The sequence below is a fragment of the Bacillus sp. FSL K6-1106 genome (assembly GCF_038005245.1).
Lineage (GTDB): Bacteria > Bacillota > Bacilli > Bacillales > Bacillaceae > Bacillus > Bacillus altitudinis.
The window spans coordinates 1,071,036-1,085,823 of record NZ_JBBOSV010000001.1; the positions used below are offsets into that span (position 1 = coordinate 1,071,036).

A 14,788-nucleotide genomic window follows, 5' to 3' on the forward strand; every position below is an offset into this window, starting at 1 on the left:
TCGTTTGTTTTCGACTATAAACGTCAAGGCGAGCATTGTAAAGCAGGTTGCCTTGAGGATGTTATTTTTTCGGTGTGCTGTCGTCCATTTTCAGCACGGCCATAAATGCTTCTTGTGGGACTTCTACAGAACCCACTTGCTTCATGCGCTTTTTCCCTTCTTTTTGCTTCTCAAGAAGCTTTCTTTTCCGGGAAATATCTCCACCATAACACTTCGCTAGTACGTTCTTGCGCATTGCTTTAATGGTAGACCGAGCAACAATCTTTTGACCGATCGCTGCCTGAACTGGTACTTCAAAGTGCTGGCGCGGAATCAATTCTTTCAGCTTTTCTACAATGATCTTTCCGCGTTCATATGCATAATCGCGGTGAACAATAAAGGAAAGCGCATCGATTTTTTCGCCATTAAGCATGATATCCATTTTCACTAGAGTGGATGGGCGATAGCCGATCAGCTCGTAATCAAAGGATGCATACCCTTTTGTATTGGACTTTAATTGATCAAAGAATTCGTATACGATCTCTGCCAGAGGAATTTCGTACACAATGCTCACGCGGTTTGCATCAAGATATTGCATATCAATGAAATTGCCGCGCTTTCCTTGGCAAAGCTCCATCACAGAACCAACATAATCATTTGGCACCATCATTGTTGCCTTCACGTATGGCTCTTCAATTCGCTCAATCTTTTGCGGATCAGGCAAATTGGACGGGTTATCTACGACGATTTTTTCTCCGTCTGTCATATACACATCGTAAATAACACTTGGCGCTGTCGTAATAAGGTCGATTTTAAATTCACGCTCAATCCGTTCTTGGATGATTTCCATATGAAGCATGCCAAGGAAGCCGCAGCGGAAACCGAAGCCCAGTGCTTGGGATGTCTCTGCCTCATATTGAAGTGAAGAATCGTTTAATTCAAGCTTTTCTAACGCTTCACGCAAGTCGTTATATTTCGCTGTGTCAATTGGATAAAGGCCGCAGTACACCATTGGGTTCAGCTTTCTATATCCAGGTAGAGCTTCTTTCGCAGGGTTTACCGCACTTGTGATCGTATCCCCTACACGTGTATCGCCAACATTTTTAATAGCAGCTGTTAAATAGCCAACATCTCCAACAGTGAGTTCGTCTGTTGGCATTGCTTTCGGTGTAAATACGCCGACTTCAAGCACTTCAAATTCTTTGCCTGTCGCCATCATCTTGATTTTTTGACCCGGTTTGACGGTTCCTTCGACAATTCGTATGTAAGCAATGACGCCACGATACGCATCGTAGAGAGAATCAAAAATGAGGGCTTGAAGTGGTGCTTCTGGATCTCCAGCTGGTGCCGGCACCTTTTCGACGATTTGTTCTAAAATATCCTCGATCCCGATGCCCGCCTTAGCAGAGGTAAGAACAGCTTCAGATGCATCCAACCCGATGACATCTTCAATTTCTTGTCTTACACGTTCAGGTTCTGCACTCGGCAGATCAATTTTGTTAATGATCGGCAGGATTTCTAAGTTGTTATCAAGAGCTAAATAAACGTTCGCAAGTGTCTGTGCTTCAATGCCTTGTGCTGCATCCACCACAAGAATTGCACCTTCACAGGCAGCTAGGCTTCGAGATACCTCATAGGTGAAGTCGACATGCCCTGGTGTATCAATCAGGTGCATTATATATTCTTCTCCATCCTTCGCCTGATATTTCAGCTGGACAGAGTTTAATTTGATCGTAATGCCGCGTTCACGCTCTAAGTCCATGGAATCAAGTAATTGTTCTTTCATTTCTCGTTGCGTAATCGCCGCTGTTTTTTCCAAAATACGGTCAGCCAATGTGGATTTCCCATGGTCAATATGGGCGATAATGGAGAAATTTCGAATTCTTGATTGCCGTTCTAATCGTTTTTCTTTATCTGTCACAATCTATCACTCCTACTATAAAACGCGGGTTGCGCTAGGTTAGATTATATCAATAGGGCTGTAAAGATTCAATCGAAATCAAGAAAAGCCGCTCATCGGTTAGCGGCTTTCACGAAAAGGTGTGATATCTTATGAAATAACATCCAACATGATGCTTGCAACAGTTTATTTACCATTCACCCAATCATAAAGTGTACGGGCTGCATGCGTCATACCATCTGATAATGCTTTTCCGGCCTTAGAGAAGGCATTAAAGCTCTCCATTTCTTCTAGCTGCTTTTGCTTTTCTGCTAAGTCTTTTTGTGTGACAGCTGTTCCGAGGATAGAAGCTTCTTTTTCTTGATCATCATTCGTTTGGACAGTGAAGGCCCCTTTTAATTGCGGATCATGATACCCTTTCATTTGCAACATGCCATTATTGGCTTGCTGCATTCCTAAAAAGACACCGAATAGCAATACGAGCGATAAAACAATGGTTTTTCCGATAAATGAGCCCATGTCCTCCACCACCTTAAGACCGTTTTTTCTCATCCTTTGCTTTGCCGTCTACCTTTTCTGCGTCCCAGAAAATTCCACTGAACACATCAGCTGCTGCATTGGATGCGTTTTTCAGTTCTTCCATATTATTATCCACACCGCCAAATTCTAATAGAAGGGCTTTGTCAGATAAATCTTGATTATAGATTCCATTATCACCAATTTCTCCTTTGGCAAACACACCGACACTAAGTCCTTTATATTTTTTCTCCATCAAATGATGGAACTCTGTCGCCAGCTTTAAGTTTTTCTCATAACTTTGATTCTTCTTCCCTACAACAAACGCGATTCTCGCATATTTCTTGCCTTTGATTTCTACTGTCGTATCTTTCTTTCTTCTTGAATCCCGGTGAATATCGATTAAGTAATCTAGGTCATCATTTTTAGCGAGAGCTTCTTTTACAACCAATCTGGATTCATTATACGATTGTGGGTACTTCAACCCTTTTTTCAGCAGTCTTTTTTCAATTTCTGTTTTATCCACTGTGTTGCCGATTCCTTGCTGATCGAGCGCTTTACCAAACATCTCCCCGACAAGGGTGACGTTCACTTTTGAGTGGCGCGCATTGTTTGGGTTTGTTTCTCCTTTTAAAAATGGTAAATATGATTCCGTATTATGTGTGTGATAAATGTACACAGCTTTTCGTTTTCCTGTCGACTGGTCCGGCTCTTTTGCAGGCGTTTTCGGTTCATCTTCATCAAGCTTGTCCAGCTCAGCTAGATTTGCTTCTTTTTCATCTTTGATGACTTCACTTGGAGGCGGCGATTCCATTGGCATATTCGTATAGTCTGTACCTTCACCTGCTAGGATGATTTTTGTATCAAAATGTTCAAAGCCTGGCAGCTCTCTTCCTAGAAAACTGCGGGGGTCTTCTAAATTGATACTTGTGGCAAGTTTGAGTGACAGCCCGGAGAAATGAAAGCCTTTTTGATCTTCAGGGACTGCTGAGGCAAAATATTGATTTTCCATCCCCATTAGAGTTGCAAAGAATGCACCTGACAGCTCATCTGCCACACCATATAATGATGCTTGAGGCCTAAGCTCAGGTTTTAAAGACGTCAAAGCCCCTGACATGACAAACACAACCACCAGAGAGACAATAAACAAAAAAATACTCTTCACTACTTTTGTTCCATTAATCGCAACGACCAATTGTCGAGGACGGCGAGGTCTTTTTTTCATGATTTACTCCCTCCAGCACGCTTTCTAGTAATTACACTATGAGCGAGCTAGAGAAAGTAGAACTGATTAATGATTATAGGAACCCATGTTGTCTTGAGAGATTTTTTGATGAAGTGCTGTATTTAACCCATTGGCGAGTACGTTCGCCATGTCATCAATGAATGTATCCACTTCCTTCGGTGTGACCATTAGATTTTGTCCAAGCGGCGCAAGCACTTCATGGATCAACTGTCTTTTTTCTTCTTCAGGAAGCGTTCCGACGATTCCTAAAAAGGATTGACGCGTTTCATCATCTGGCAAATCTTCTTCATTCAGCACTTTTTTCTTCCCAAATGTCAGACCCGCTGGTACTAAAGATCGGGAAGGTCTATCATCTTTCAGTTCTCTACCAAAATGCTTTAACACGTAATCAATCGTGTCACTTGCGATCGTCACTGCATCGACCACTGTCGGTACACCAATGGCAATGACTGGAATCCCCAAGGTCTCTTTGCTTAATTCTTTTCGTTTATTTCCGACACCCGATCCTGGATGTATACCTGTATCAGAAATTTGAATCGTTGTATTCACCCGTTCTACTGCACGTGCAGCTAGTGCATCGATGGCGATCACAAAATCTGGTTTAGATCGTTCAATGACACCTTGTATAATGTCACTTGTTTCTATACCAGTCAGTCCCATGACTCCAGGCGATAGTGAAGACACCGGGCGATAGCCTTCCTGCACATTCTCAGGCTGTAATTCAAATAAATGGCGTGTCACCAGCAAATTCTCAACTGTGAGCGGCCCTAAAGCATCAGGCGTGACATTCCAGTTTCCGAGTCCTACGACAAGACAGCTCGCATCTGCCTGAATGCCGTGATCTTTTAGAAACTGAGCAAAATGATGGGCAAAAACTTCGACCACTTTTTCTTGCATCTCAGAGTCTTTCTCCCGAATTCCTTGCGCCTCAAGCGTCAAGTATGTCCCTGCCTTTTTTCCGGTCAACTCTTCTCCTTCTGTCGTAATCTCCACAGTGCGGATGCGGATGCCGTGCTCTTCCTTCTCCTTCTCAACAATTCCTTGAATACCGTCCTTTTTGACCACATTCGGATCGTTCTCTTGTTCTAGTATCTCTTTTGTTTCAACGGCCAAATCGGTCCGGATTTGATAAGCGCTTAAATCGAGTTTCTGTTTCTTCATGAAAAGGCTCCTTCCATCAAGTAATTAACAGTAGTCTTTCCATCTCTTTCAAGAAACATTCGAGCGCTTCATCAACGAAAAATACTTTACATTTATATTGCATTCTAAAGGTGTGTTTGATAGAATACAATTTGTTCTATTGTGAAGATTTAACCTTAAGACAATTGTGTTTAGGTTGTATCTTAGGAGGTGAAACACATGCCAAATATTAAATCAGCGATCAAACGTACAAAAACGAATAACGAACGCCGTGCACACAACGCAACAATCAAGTCTGCGATGCGTACTGCGATTAAACAAGTTGAAGTTTCTGTAGCTAACAACGATGCTGAGCAAGCAAAAGCTGCTCTTTCTTCTGCTGCAAAACGCATTGACAAAGCCGTTAAAACTGGTCTTGTACACAAAAACGCAGCTGCGCGTTACAAATCAAGACTTGCGAAACAAGTAAACGGACTTTCTGCATAATGTTTGCAACGCCTCAGTGATGAGGCACCTGTTTAACTGTACGTCCGTCCTGAACGGCTCAGCCATAAGGACAGACTGGCAATTATACATCTAAACAAAAACGACCCTCTTTTGAGAAGGTCGTTTTTTTATGTTCAAGCCCCTAATAACCGAAGCAGGAACAATTCTAATAATAGCTGCTTGTCCTTTTTACCCGTTTTCATTTCATAATCAATCGTGGAGAGCTCTTTGACGATGTACTTTAGCTCTTCTTCTGAAAACAGTCTTGCCTGATCCATCGCGAGTTTGACCCGAAAAGGGTGGACTTTCAGGTTTGACGCAATTTGTTTTTGCCCGTATCCCTGTTGAGCAAAGTACTTTGTCTGCAATATCAACCGAAATTGATTTGAAATGAGTGCCAATATTTTAATGGGTTCCTCATTTTGCTTTAGGAGGTCATAAAACATTTGCATCGCTTCAGACCGGCGCCTGTTCACGATTTGGTTAATCAGTTCGAAAATATTCTGCTCCAAACTTCGTGCAACGAGCTGATTGACATCCGCCAGCTCAATTTCCTCTCGCTGCCCAATATATGTACTTAGCTTTCGAACCTCTTGAAAAAGTGAGGACAGGCTCCCGCCACATAACATGACAAGCTGTTCTGCCGCTTCAGCCGAGATTGTTTTTCCTTCTGTTTTCACCAGCGTGATGGTGAAATCCGTTGTTTCTTTCGGATTTAACTCTTTCGCCTCAACCACAGCCGCTTTCTTTTTTAACAATTTGGTGATTTTCTTACGTTCGTCCAGTTTTTCATATGGTGCTAATAACACGAGAATCGTGTAGGGTGCTGGCTTTTCTAAATAAGCTTCTAACACAGAAAGCTGATGCTCGATCTTTTCTTTTTTCTTTTCTGCAGTGAGGAAATAAGGGTTTTTGATCACAACGAGACGCCGCTCTCCCATAAACGGAAATGTTTCTGCGTCCGTCACAGCCTGCTCAAGCGGCACCTCTTCCATATCGAAGACAGAGTAATTAAAATCCTTTGTTTCTTCGTCGACGACAGCTTGTCTCAATTTTGCAGCTGTCTCTTGAAGTAAATACGTTTCTTTTCCATATAAGCAATAAACGGGATGGATATCCCCTTTTTTTAAATTGTTCCATACTTCAAAGACCATTCGCTTAAATCCCTCTCTTTCACTTCCTCCTCTATCCTAAAGCGTGTAGAGACATTAGTAAAGAGGAAGCTGAAAGTGCCGCCTCCTCATTTATAGTAAACGTCTCACGTAAGCTCCCGGGTCAGCTTACAGTCAGACGATATTCACAAAATGATCATGAAAATGGAAAACGGTTACTTTACCTTCTAGCAATTCCAAATGAGTTCAAGTATACTAAAAATAGCCAGGAGGGATGAAAATGAATGAATTTGAAAAGAATGTTCAAAGCAAGCGGAATGATGTGACCGACTCAGCTGTTGGTTTTATCGTCACATTCGGATTTTTCGCCTCAATGTTTATTTTGGCAACAGTGATACACCTCGTTGGATCTTAACTACATGAATGCAAGATGACTGCCGTTTTGGCAGTTTTTTTATTGATTTTGTAAGATATCATATGGAGGATGAGCGTAAAATGTTCCATCCTCTTCAAGAAATTCATAGGTCACACTTCCATCGATATCTGTACGATACACCTTTGTTTGATGCTCATTTAATTTTTTCAAAACTTCTTGATGAGGATGGTGATACCGATTTCGTTCACCTGCTGAAATCAGTGCATATGACGGGTTCAAATGCTGAAGCCATTCTTCACTTGTTGATCCTTTACTCCCGTGATGCCCAACCTTCAAGACATCCGCTCGTAGCTTGGGGTAAGCTTGAATGATGTCTCGTTCCCCTTCTTGTTCAAGATCCCCAGTCAGCATAAAACGCTTGCCGCCAAGCGTAAAGGTGAGGACCAGTGAATCATTATTTTTACTCGTCACCTGGTCACGTGCGGGATGCAGAACGTCAAATTTTTGTCCTCCAATTCTCAGCTGATCCCCTCTTTCCAACTCATCTACAGGAATCCTTTGATCAGCCGCTTCCTTTAAAAGCTGCGCATCCTCTGGATTTCGAGCAAAGCCTTTTGGGATTGCAAGGCGCTTGACTTTATTTCGCTTTATTAACCGCATCGCTTCTCCCATATGATCTTGATCTGCATGGGTAAGGATGAGGACATCAAGTTTTGCTATGCCTTTAGAATGCAGAAATGGAATAAGCGTTTGATCCCCAATTGTAGATACTTTACGTCTTTTTTTCCATGGCTCTTCTTCAAAAGAAAGTCTGCCTCCTGTATCGACTAATATATGCCCAGTTCGATAAGGTAGCTGAATAAACAAACTATCCCCTTGTCCTACATCTAACATTGTGACCTCTCCTTTTTGAAGAAAATTCGGCGTGAAATAGTGTACAGCCAGCACACAAACGAGAATCAAAATAGGCACAAGATAAGATTTGATAGAAGTTTTACATTCCATCACAATGAATAGAAAAACAATGGAGGAAACCTCTAGGAGCACATGCCACCATGTCGATTTCATAAAAATGAGAGTAAGACCATCGTAAGTAGCCATATGTGCAGACAATTGATGACTAAACTGGATCACCCAATCAAGCAACTGAAACAGTGTTTGTCCAAGCGGAAGATAAATGATAGATAAAAGAAAAAAGAATAAGGACAGAGGCATGACAACCATTGTATAAAAAGGAACAAACATCATATTTAAAGGAACACTCAGCAAGGAAAATTGTTGAAAATAATATAAAAGAACAGGAAGCGAAGCAAGCTGTGCAATCAAGGAAATGAGGAATAACTGCATCACCGAACTTTTTGCTTTTGATAAAATACTAGTGGATAGCAAAATAAATAAGGTCACCACAAATGACAGTTGAAAACCGACATCAAATATATAAAGTGGTTGAATGGCTAATAAAAGCAAGAACGCTGCACTTAACACGACCGCAGAAGGCTGTTTCATTTCTTTTGGCAGGCTTGTGATGACTAAATAAATTCCAGCCATGAGACAGGCTCTTAACACAGACGGTGCAGCACCTGTTAAACAAGCATAAACCGGCAAAAAGGATAATAAAAGAATACGCGCTGTCTCTCTTGTCACGCCAGCGCGGAGTAGACACCAAAATAGACAAGCGAGCAATGTTTGAACATGAAGTCCTGAAATGGCTAATAAATGAATGATGCCAAGCATTTGATAATCTCTTAATGTATCAGGGTCTATTAAATCACGATCGCCAAAAATAAGTGCCTGCACAATCCCAACAGAACTCTTCGGAACGTGATCTTCTAGAAATTTCAACCCCTTCTGCCTAATAGATGAAAGATAATGTGAAGGGCTGTCATGTTTCGTGCAGCTTTTCATAGACTGCGTTAGGAAAATAGCATCAATGCCTTTTGTTTTTAGAAATTGATCATATTGAAAGCCATTCGGTATGGTTGCATGTTTGGGCAACCGCATCTCACCTGTCATATGACAGCTCATACCTGGCCCAACATCTTTTAGCGCTTCTTTTTCACGCTCCGTTTGAATCGTATAAAATGCCGCTAGTCGACGATTCTCTGATGAAACAGTCGCTGAAAAGCGATTGCCATCTATTTTCGGAATCGTTTCAATCACAATCGAATCAGAAAATGCTTTTTCTTGTACAGGATGATCCGTTTCAAAAGACTGATGCACCATAAAAATGAGCATATAGATCATTCCACACAAACTGACCATTAGAAAGAGCTGGGGTGTTTTTTTCAGCAGACTGAAAAGAAGACATACAAGAAGAAAAAGGAGAAAATACAAATGAAGATGATACGCGGCCAGAGCAATTCCAGCAGCTGCTGAAATCGCCCCGAACGGCAAATACTTAAACATAGGAAGTAAATAATTGATTCGCCTTTTCATGCATTTGACGAATTTCTGTTTCGCTAAGTCCTGATTCACTTAGTTTGCCTATTAAATCCGCAACAAAGGCTAATTTTTCTTGGTTTTTTAAGTCAATAATCATCTCATCTAGTTCAACCTGTTCTGTTTGAACTCCGGCCTGTTCAAATAAATCAACAGCATATGGATGATTTTTATAATCCTTCGAATAATACACTGTTCGAATACCTGCTTGAATAATCGCTTTACAGCACTGCAAGCAAGGAAAATGCGTCACATATATTTCAGCATCAGCCGTTGGTGCACCAAATTTGGCACATTGTAAAATAGCGTTCATCTCCGCATGGATTGTACGAACGCAGTGATGATCTATCACATAGCATCCTACATCTGCACAATGTACGTCGCCGGCAATGGATCCATTATATCCACCTGCAATGATGCGCTTGTCTCTTACGATCGTTGCCCCAACAGCTAGCCGCTCACAGGTGCTTCGCAAAGCAAGCAAATGGCTTTGAGCCATAAAATATTGATTCCATGAAATTCTCTCCACGAGCTGATCCCTCCAGAATGATGTATGGTATTAAGTGTACATGCCTTTCTTCTATACCGTCAATTCTACTTAACCGTCAGTTGATTTTTTAGTCGTTCAATGGTCTTCTCTCCAAAACCCGAAATATTCCGCAAATCTTCAATTTGCTGAAATTCTCCATGTTCTTCTCTATACGCAATGATGGCGTCCGCTTTGGCTGGGCCTATTCCGTTAATGGTCTGCAATTCCGCTGTATCAGCTTGATTGACATTCACCCCTTGACTCTGTTCATTTCCCGGCGGCGTATTAGCCGCTGCTGTTTGTCCCTGCTTGTCACCTTCCCCCTTCTTTCGTACATAAATCATCATACTGTCCTCTAATTTTGCTGCTTGATTGATGTCAACTGTATCTGCCTTGCTCGTAAAACCACCTGCTCTTTTAATCGCTTCTTCAACTCTGTCCTCAGCCATAAATGCATAAACGCCCGGCTTCCGTACAGCTCCTTTGACCTCTACTACGATGGATGTTGGCTCTTTTTCTGCACTCTCTTGTTTTTCTTCTAATGTGACCCGCGTTTCATGTTGTTCTTTCAATACACTTGGCTCGGCGCTGCCTTTCTCTTTTCCTACTAAAAAGCAGAAACAGATGATGATAAGGATGATGATTCCCGCTATCAGATAAAGACTGTATTTTTTCAACGAAATGAGCTGCTTCACTTGTTCACGCTTCTTTCAATCATATTTTCACGCTACTTCACATACTGTTTAGAAGATAACAGATCCTATGCGTCTAAGGAGGGAGAACGTTTGAATATAGGGTTAATCGGTACAGGAAACATGGGTACCATACTTACTGAGGCATTTATTGAATCAAAAGCAGTCAATCCCTCATCCATCACCATTACAAATCGGACCATCGAAAAAGCGTTCAATATAAAAAAGAATCACCCAGAGGTCGAAGTGACGAAACAGCTTTCAGGAGCTGTAACAGATAAAGATTTCATCTTTGTTTGTGTCAAACCACTTGATATTTATCCGCTTTTAAAAGAGCTGAGCCCACTTTTAAAAGAACAGCAAACCATTGTCATCATTACAAGTCCGGTTCATCCTGAACAGCTTCAAGACATTGTTCCTTGTCAAACAGCCAGACTGATCCCAAGCATCACCAACCGCGCATTATCAGGCGCATCACTTTTAACATTTGGTTCATCATGCAATGTCGCGACAAAAGCAGCGCTCAGACAACTCGCTTCCCGCATTTCAACACCAATAGAAATTCATCATTCAATCACACGGGCAGCCTCAGATATTGTCAGCTGCGGTCCTGCCTTTATTAGCTTTCTTGTTCAGAAAATGATTGAAGCCGCTGTTGAAGAAACGGATATTTCAAAAGAAGAAGCCACCACCTTATCAGAAGATATGCTTGTAGGACTTGGCCGTTTGATTGAAAAAAGGGTGTATACCCTGCCTACACTGCAAGAGAAGGTGTGTGTAAAAGGCGGCGTCACCGGCGAGGGCATTAAAGCACTTGAAGCAGGTGTTCAAGATATGTTCCATCAGCTTTTCCAGAACACTCATGACAAGTTCGATGAGGATGTAGAAGCGGTTGCGCATCAATACCCACCGAGTGTGTTTACTGATGATCTCAGAAATTAAACATGTTCGCAACAAGCGAAAAAAGGGTTTTAAAAAAACCATCGTCCATTAAACGATGGTTTTTGGTTTCTTCGCTGAAATAAAATATCTTTCTGCACATTCTTGAGGTGCTTCATTTGTAAAATCAGCGGTCACTTCAATCTGTTCAAAGCCAGCGGACTCAAGGAACGCTGCATATGTCTCAAAAGGAAATGTACGTTGTTCGTGCGTTTCATCATAACGCTCATACACGTCTCCGTCTTTTACAAAAAAGCTTAAATCATGAATAACCGAATATGGGTCATCCCCTTTATCACTCTGCCAAATGTAGCTGATTTCTTCATCTTGATCGGCATAAGTAGAGCCAGGAAATACCTCTTCCATTTTATAAGGGGTATGAACATCAAATAATAAAACCCCACCTGTCTCTAAAAGCTGAAACATGTTTTTAAAGGTTTTTTTGACGTCATTTTCGTTTTTTAGATAATTCAAAGAATCACAGCAAATAACCGCTGCTTGAAAGGTTTGTTCAAACCCCTCAAGCTCTCTCATATCTTGATGTAAAAATTGAATAGACTGCTTATGAGCCTGTGCTTTTTGCTGCGCAAATGCCAGCATCTCTTCACTTAGGTCAATTCCTGTGACCATGTGGCCTTTTGCAGCTAACCGAAGAGAGATCTCTCCAGTTCCACAACCTACATCGATAATGGCACTATTCGGCTTAATATACCGCTGTATCCACTGAACCCATTCATCATAAGGGGCATGTGTCATGAGCTCATCATACACACCTGCAAACCCTTGATAAATCATGAGTTAATGCCAAGCGAAAGCGTTTCTCTCGGCGCATCTCCCCAAAGCTTCTCTAAGTTATAGTATCCTCTTTCCTCTTTGTGGAACACATGAGCAATGACATCTCCTAAATCAATCAAGACCCATCTTGCTTCGTCAAAGCCCTCCATCTTTTTAACTTCGATGCCGCCTTCTTCTGCAAGGTGTTTCACTTCTCTTGCAATGGCCTGTACTTGTTTGTCAGAATTCCCGTGACAAATGAGAAAATAATCTGCAACAAGTGAGATCCCTTGCATATTCAGGGCGATAATGTCCTCTGCCCGTTTATCATCGCACGCTCCTGCTGCGATGTTTAAAATTGATGATGCATCCATCAAAATTCCTCCTTAGTTGTTCTTTTGCACAAGTGAGTTATAAGTAGCAAGTGTATCTGGGAAAACTGGCTGATTCTTTTTCATTAAAAAGCTGACGGTGTTTTTTAAAGATTGAATCAAGGCAAGGTCCAAATCCTGCTCTGCTAACTCTCTTACTTCCTCCACACCAGGAAAATGGCGTCCTGGCTCTATATAGTCGGCGACATAAATCACTTTTTCAAGCAATGTCATGTTCGGTCTGCCGGATGTATGGAATTCAATGGCTGTTAAAATATCTTGGTCGTCAATTCCAACTTCTTTTTTGACCAAATAGGCACCAACTGGGGCATGCCAAAGCTCAGATGAATATTTAAGCAATAGAGGGTTCATCTGTTCTTGCTGGATGATGCCCTTCATTTCTTCTTTCGGTCTAAATTTAGCATAATCGTGGAAAATAGCCGCGACCTCTGCTTTTTTCACATCTGCACCAAAACGTTCAGCTAATGAAAAGGCCGTCTCCATTACCCCAATTGTATGTGTATATCTATGCTCTGTTAACTGCTGTTTGACACAGTTTAAAGCTTCTTCACGATTCATATAAATGATGCTCCTTTATATAACACTCAACCGCTTTCGGAATCAAATAATCAACAGGTTTCCCCTGCTTCATTCGCTGCCTAATCAATGTCGATGATACATCAAAAGCCGGAACATCTGCAAACAAAAGAGGATACGCCGTACTTCCTTCATAACCTGGTCTTTTCATCCCAATAAAGGTGATCATCTGAAGCAAATCATCGATTCTGTGCCATTTTGGCAAATACTCGACCATGTCCGCTCCAATCATAAAAAAGAACTCATCTTCAGGATGGCGCTTCTTTAACAGCTCAACCGTATCTACTGTATAAGATGGGCCCTCCCGCTCCATTTCAATAAGCTCAACTCGAAAATGAGGATTTGTCTGAATCGCTTTTTCCACCATTTTTACGCGGTGATGACTCTCTGCTCGTTTTCGGCCCGTTTTATGAGGGGGCTGGTGATTTGGGATAAACCAAATTTCATCAAGCCCTACTTGGAAACGCACCTCACTTGCCATCAGCAAATGCCCATTATGCGGGGGATCAAACGTACCACCGAACAATCCTATTTTTTTCATATCATATCCACCTTTACGGCAGCTTAATTTGTTTATTTTCCTTTGATTCCTTATAAAGGACAATCACATTTCCGATCGTTTGAACGAGTTCAGCTTTTGCACCTTTTACAAGTGCTTTTGCAACCTCTGTTTTGTCCTCGTCGCAGTTTTGCAATACGCTGACTTTCAAAAGTTCTCTTGCTTCAAGCGCCTCGGAAATTTGCTTGACCATATTGTCATTTACCCCGCCTTTTCCAACTTGAAAAATAGGTGATAAATGATGTGCTTGCGCACGTAAAAAACGTTTTTGCTTACCTTTTAACATGGTGTTCCTCCTAATTTCTCTATGACAATTGACTTCATTTTTCGGGCGTCAGGTGTAATGCCCGTCCACAGTTCAAAGGCTCTTACCGCCTGACCAACAAACATGCCGACGCCATCGACTGTTTTCAAACCTAACCCGGCTGCTTCGCTTAGCAGCTTTGTTTCTATTGGATTATACACAATATCACAAACGACCGCTGTTTTTTTTGCGTTCGCTAAAGAAATGGGGGTTTCTTCAACATTCGGATACATACCAATCGAGGTCGTATGGATGATGACATCATATTCCCCAAGCCGCTCTTCTGCTGTATTTAATGTAATGGCATGAGATGTGATTTTCCCATCGGCACTTTCAATTAAAGCCTCAGCTTTTTCAATGGTGCGGTTGGCGATATCAAATTGTTTCGGTGCATACTCAGCAATTGTCGTGTAAATCGCTCTTGCTGCTCCACCAGCACCAAGCAGGAGAAATGACAGCTCTGATAACGGCTGATCCAAGGCTTCAAGCAATGAATGAAGAAAACCCTCTCCATCTGTATTGTACCCAACGAGCTGACCATTTTCGAGGCGAACTGTATTGACGGCACGCAGGCGTTCAGCTGTCACATCAATTTTGTCAAGGTACTGCATGATGTCTACCTTGTGCGGAACAGTGACGTTAAAGCCGCTGATTCCTAAGGCTTTCATACCACTAATGGCATCTTTCAGGTCGTTTTCTTCTACTTGAAAGCCATGATAATGTCCATCAATTCCAGCATCCTTTAATGCTGCATTATGAATATCTGGAGACATTGAATGGCCAACAGGGTTACCGATTACTCCGTATAAAGGTTTCAAGGTCTCTCCCC

17 protein-coding genes are annotated in these 14,788 nt (G+C 41.8%); 3 read left to right on the forward strand and 14 right to left on the reverse strand.

Annotation, left to right across the window (positions count from 1 at the left end; translation table 11 throughout):
* Positions 1-61: 61 nt before the first annotated feature.
* The 4 genes from lepA to gpr all read right to left on the reverse strand — a co-directional run bounded on the left by lepA (position 62) and on the right by gpr (position 4,802).
* Complete coding sequence (gene lepA, locus MHI20_RS05585; RefSeq protein WP_008342476.1) at positions 62-1,900, reverse strand: translation elongation factor 4; 1,839 nt, start codon at positions 1,898-1,900, stop codon at positions 62-64.
* Between the two features lie 165 nt (positions 1,901-2,065).
* Complete coding sequence (locus MHI20_RS05590; protein ID WP_268373590.1) at positions 2,066-2,398, reverse strand: YqxA family protein; 333 nt, start codon at positions 2,396-2,398, stop codon at positions 2,066-2,068.
* A 13-nt stretch (positions 2,399-2,411) separates the two neighbouring features.
* Positions 2,412-3,620 carry a stage II sporulation protein P gene (locus MHI20_RS05595; RefSeq protein ID WP_340937103.1) on the reverse strand — a complete coding sequence of 403 codons (1,209 nt, stop codon included), beginning with the start codon at positions 3,618-3,620 and terminating at the stop codon, positions 2,412-2,414.
* Positions 3,621-3,686: 66 nt separating this feature from the next.
* Positions 3,687-4,802 (reverse strand): GPR endopeptidase, encoded by a 1,116-nt coding sequence (gpr, locus tag MHI20_RS05600; protein ID WP_008342483.1) that lies wholly within the window; start codon positions 4,800-4,802, stop codon positions 3,687-3,689.
* A gap of 198 nt (positions 4,803-5,000) precedes the next feature.
* Here gpr and rpsT point away from each other — a divergent pair, with 198 nt between their 5' ends.
* Entirely contained in the window at positions 5,001-5,267 is a 267-nt protein-coding gene (gene rpsT / locus MHI20_RS05605; protein WP_008342485.1) for a 30S ribosomal protein S20, read from the forward strand.
* Between the two features lie 134 nt (positions 5,268-5,401).
* On the opposite strand, the gene holA is transcribed toward rpsT, so the two are convergent.
* Positions 5,402-6,421: a DNA polymerase III subunit delta gene (gene holA, locus MHI20_RS05610; protein WP_017358025.1), complete on the reverse strand. Its 1,020-nt coding sequence runs from the start codon at positions 6,419-6,421 to the stop codon at positions 5,402-5,404.
* Between the two features lie 238 nt (positions 6,422-6,659).
* Here holA and MHI20_RS05615 point away from each other — a divergent pair, with 238 nt between their 5' ends.
* Entirely contained in the window at positions 6,660-6,794 is a 135-nt protein-coding gene (locus MHI20_RS05615; RefSeq protein WP_008342491.1) for a YqzM family protein, read from the forward strand.
* 39 nt (positions 6,795-6,833) lie between these two features.
* On the opposite strand, the gene MHI20_RS05620 is transcribed toward MHI20_RS05615, so the two are convergent.
* The 3 genes from MHI20_RS05620 to MHI20_RS05630 form a co-directional block, all read right to left on the reverse strand.
* A complete protein-coding gene (locus MHI20_RS05620) occupies positions 6,834-9,161 on the reverse strand; it encodes a DNA internalization-related competence protein ComEC/Rec2 (RefSeq protein ID WP_340939253.1) in 2,328 nt (775 codons plus the stop codon).
* A complete protein-coding gene (locus tag MHI20_RS05625) occupies positions 9,154-9,723 on the reverse strand; it encodes a ComE operon protein 2 (protein ID WP_277687662.1) in 570 nt (189 codons plus the stop codon). The genes MHI20_RS05620 and MHI20_RS05625 overlap by 8 nt, the downstream gene beginning before the upstream one ends.
* A 65-nt stretch (positions 9,724-9,788) precedes the next feature.
* Complete coding sequence (locus tag MHI20_RS05630; RefSeq protein WP_340937106.1) at positions 9,789-10,418, reverse strand: helix-hairpin-helix domain-containing protein; 630 nt, start codon at positions 10,416-10,418, stop codon at positions 9,789-9,791.
* 90 nt (positions 10,419-10,508) lie between these two features.
* Here MHI20_RS05630 and comER point away from each other — a divergent pair, with 90 nt between their 5' ends.
* Positions 10,509-11,357 (forward strand): late competence protein ComER, encoded by an 849-nt coding sequence (comER, locus tag MHI20_RS05635; RefSeq protein WP_268417192.1) that lies wholly within the window; start codon positions 10,509-10,511, stop codon positions 11,355-11,357.
* A 48-nt stretch (positions 11,358-11,405) separates the two neighbouring features.
* Here comER and MHI20_RS05640 read toward each other — a convergent pair whose 3' ends face one another.
* From MHI20_RS05640 to aroE, 6 genes are read right to left on the reverse strand one after another with little or no spacing between them, the layout of a single operon-like run.
* Positions 11,406-12,149 (reverse strand): class I SAM-dependent DNA methyltransferase, encoded by a 744-nt coding sequence (locus tag MHI20_RS05640; protein WP_144668045.1) that lies wholly within the window; start codon positions 12,147-12,149, stop codon positions 11,406-11,408.
* Positions 12,146-12,502 carry a ribosome silencing factor gene (gene rsfS, locus MHI20_RS05645; protein WP_008342502.1) on the reverse strand — a complete coding sequence of 119 codons (357 nt, stop codon included), beginning with the start codon at positions 12,500-12,502 and terminating at the stop codon, positions 12,146-12,148. The genes MHI20_RS05640 and rsfS overlap by 4 nt, the downstream gene beginning before the upstream one ends.
* A 12-nt stretch (positions 12,503-12,514) precedes the next feature.
* Positions 12,515-13,078 (reverse strand): bis(5'-nucleosyl)-tetraphosphatase (symmetrical) YqeK, encoded by a 564-nt coding sequence (yqeK, locus tag MHI20_RS05650; RefSeq protein WP_340937110.1) that lies wholly within the window; start codon positions 13,076-13,078, stop codon positions 12,515-12,517.
* The gene (locus tag MHI20_RS05655; RefSeq protein WP_039167215.1) at positions 13,068-13,637 is read right to left on the reverse strand and encodes a nicotinate-nucleotide adenylyltransferase; all 570 of its coding nucleotides are present in this window, start codon (positions 13,635-13,637) and stop codon (positions 13,068-13,070) included. Before MHI20_RS05655 ends, yqeK begins: the two co-directional genes overlap by 11 nt.
* A 13-nt stretch (positions 13,638-13,650) precedes the next feature.
* Positions 13,651-13,941, reverse strand: coding sequence for a ribosome assembly RNA-binding protein YhbY (gene yhbY, locus MHI20_RS05660; RefSeq protein ID WP_008342507.1), 291 nt, complete (start codon positions 13,939-13,941; stop codon positions 13,651-13,653).
* A complete protein-coding gene (gene aroE / locus MHI20_RS05665) occupies positions 13,935-14,777 on the reverse strand; it encodes a shikimate dehydrogenase (RefSeq protein WP_335350359.1) in 843 nt (280 codons plus the stop codon). Before aroE ends, yhbY begins: the two co-directional genes overlap by 7 nt.
* Between the last annotated feature and the right edge of the window lie 11 nt (positions 14,778-14,788).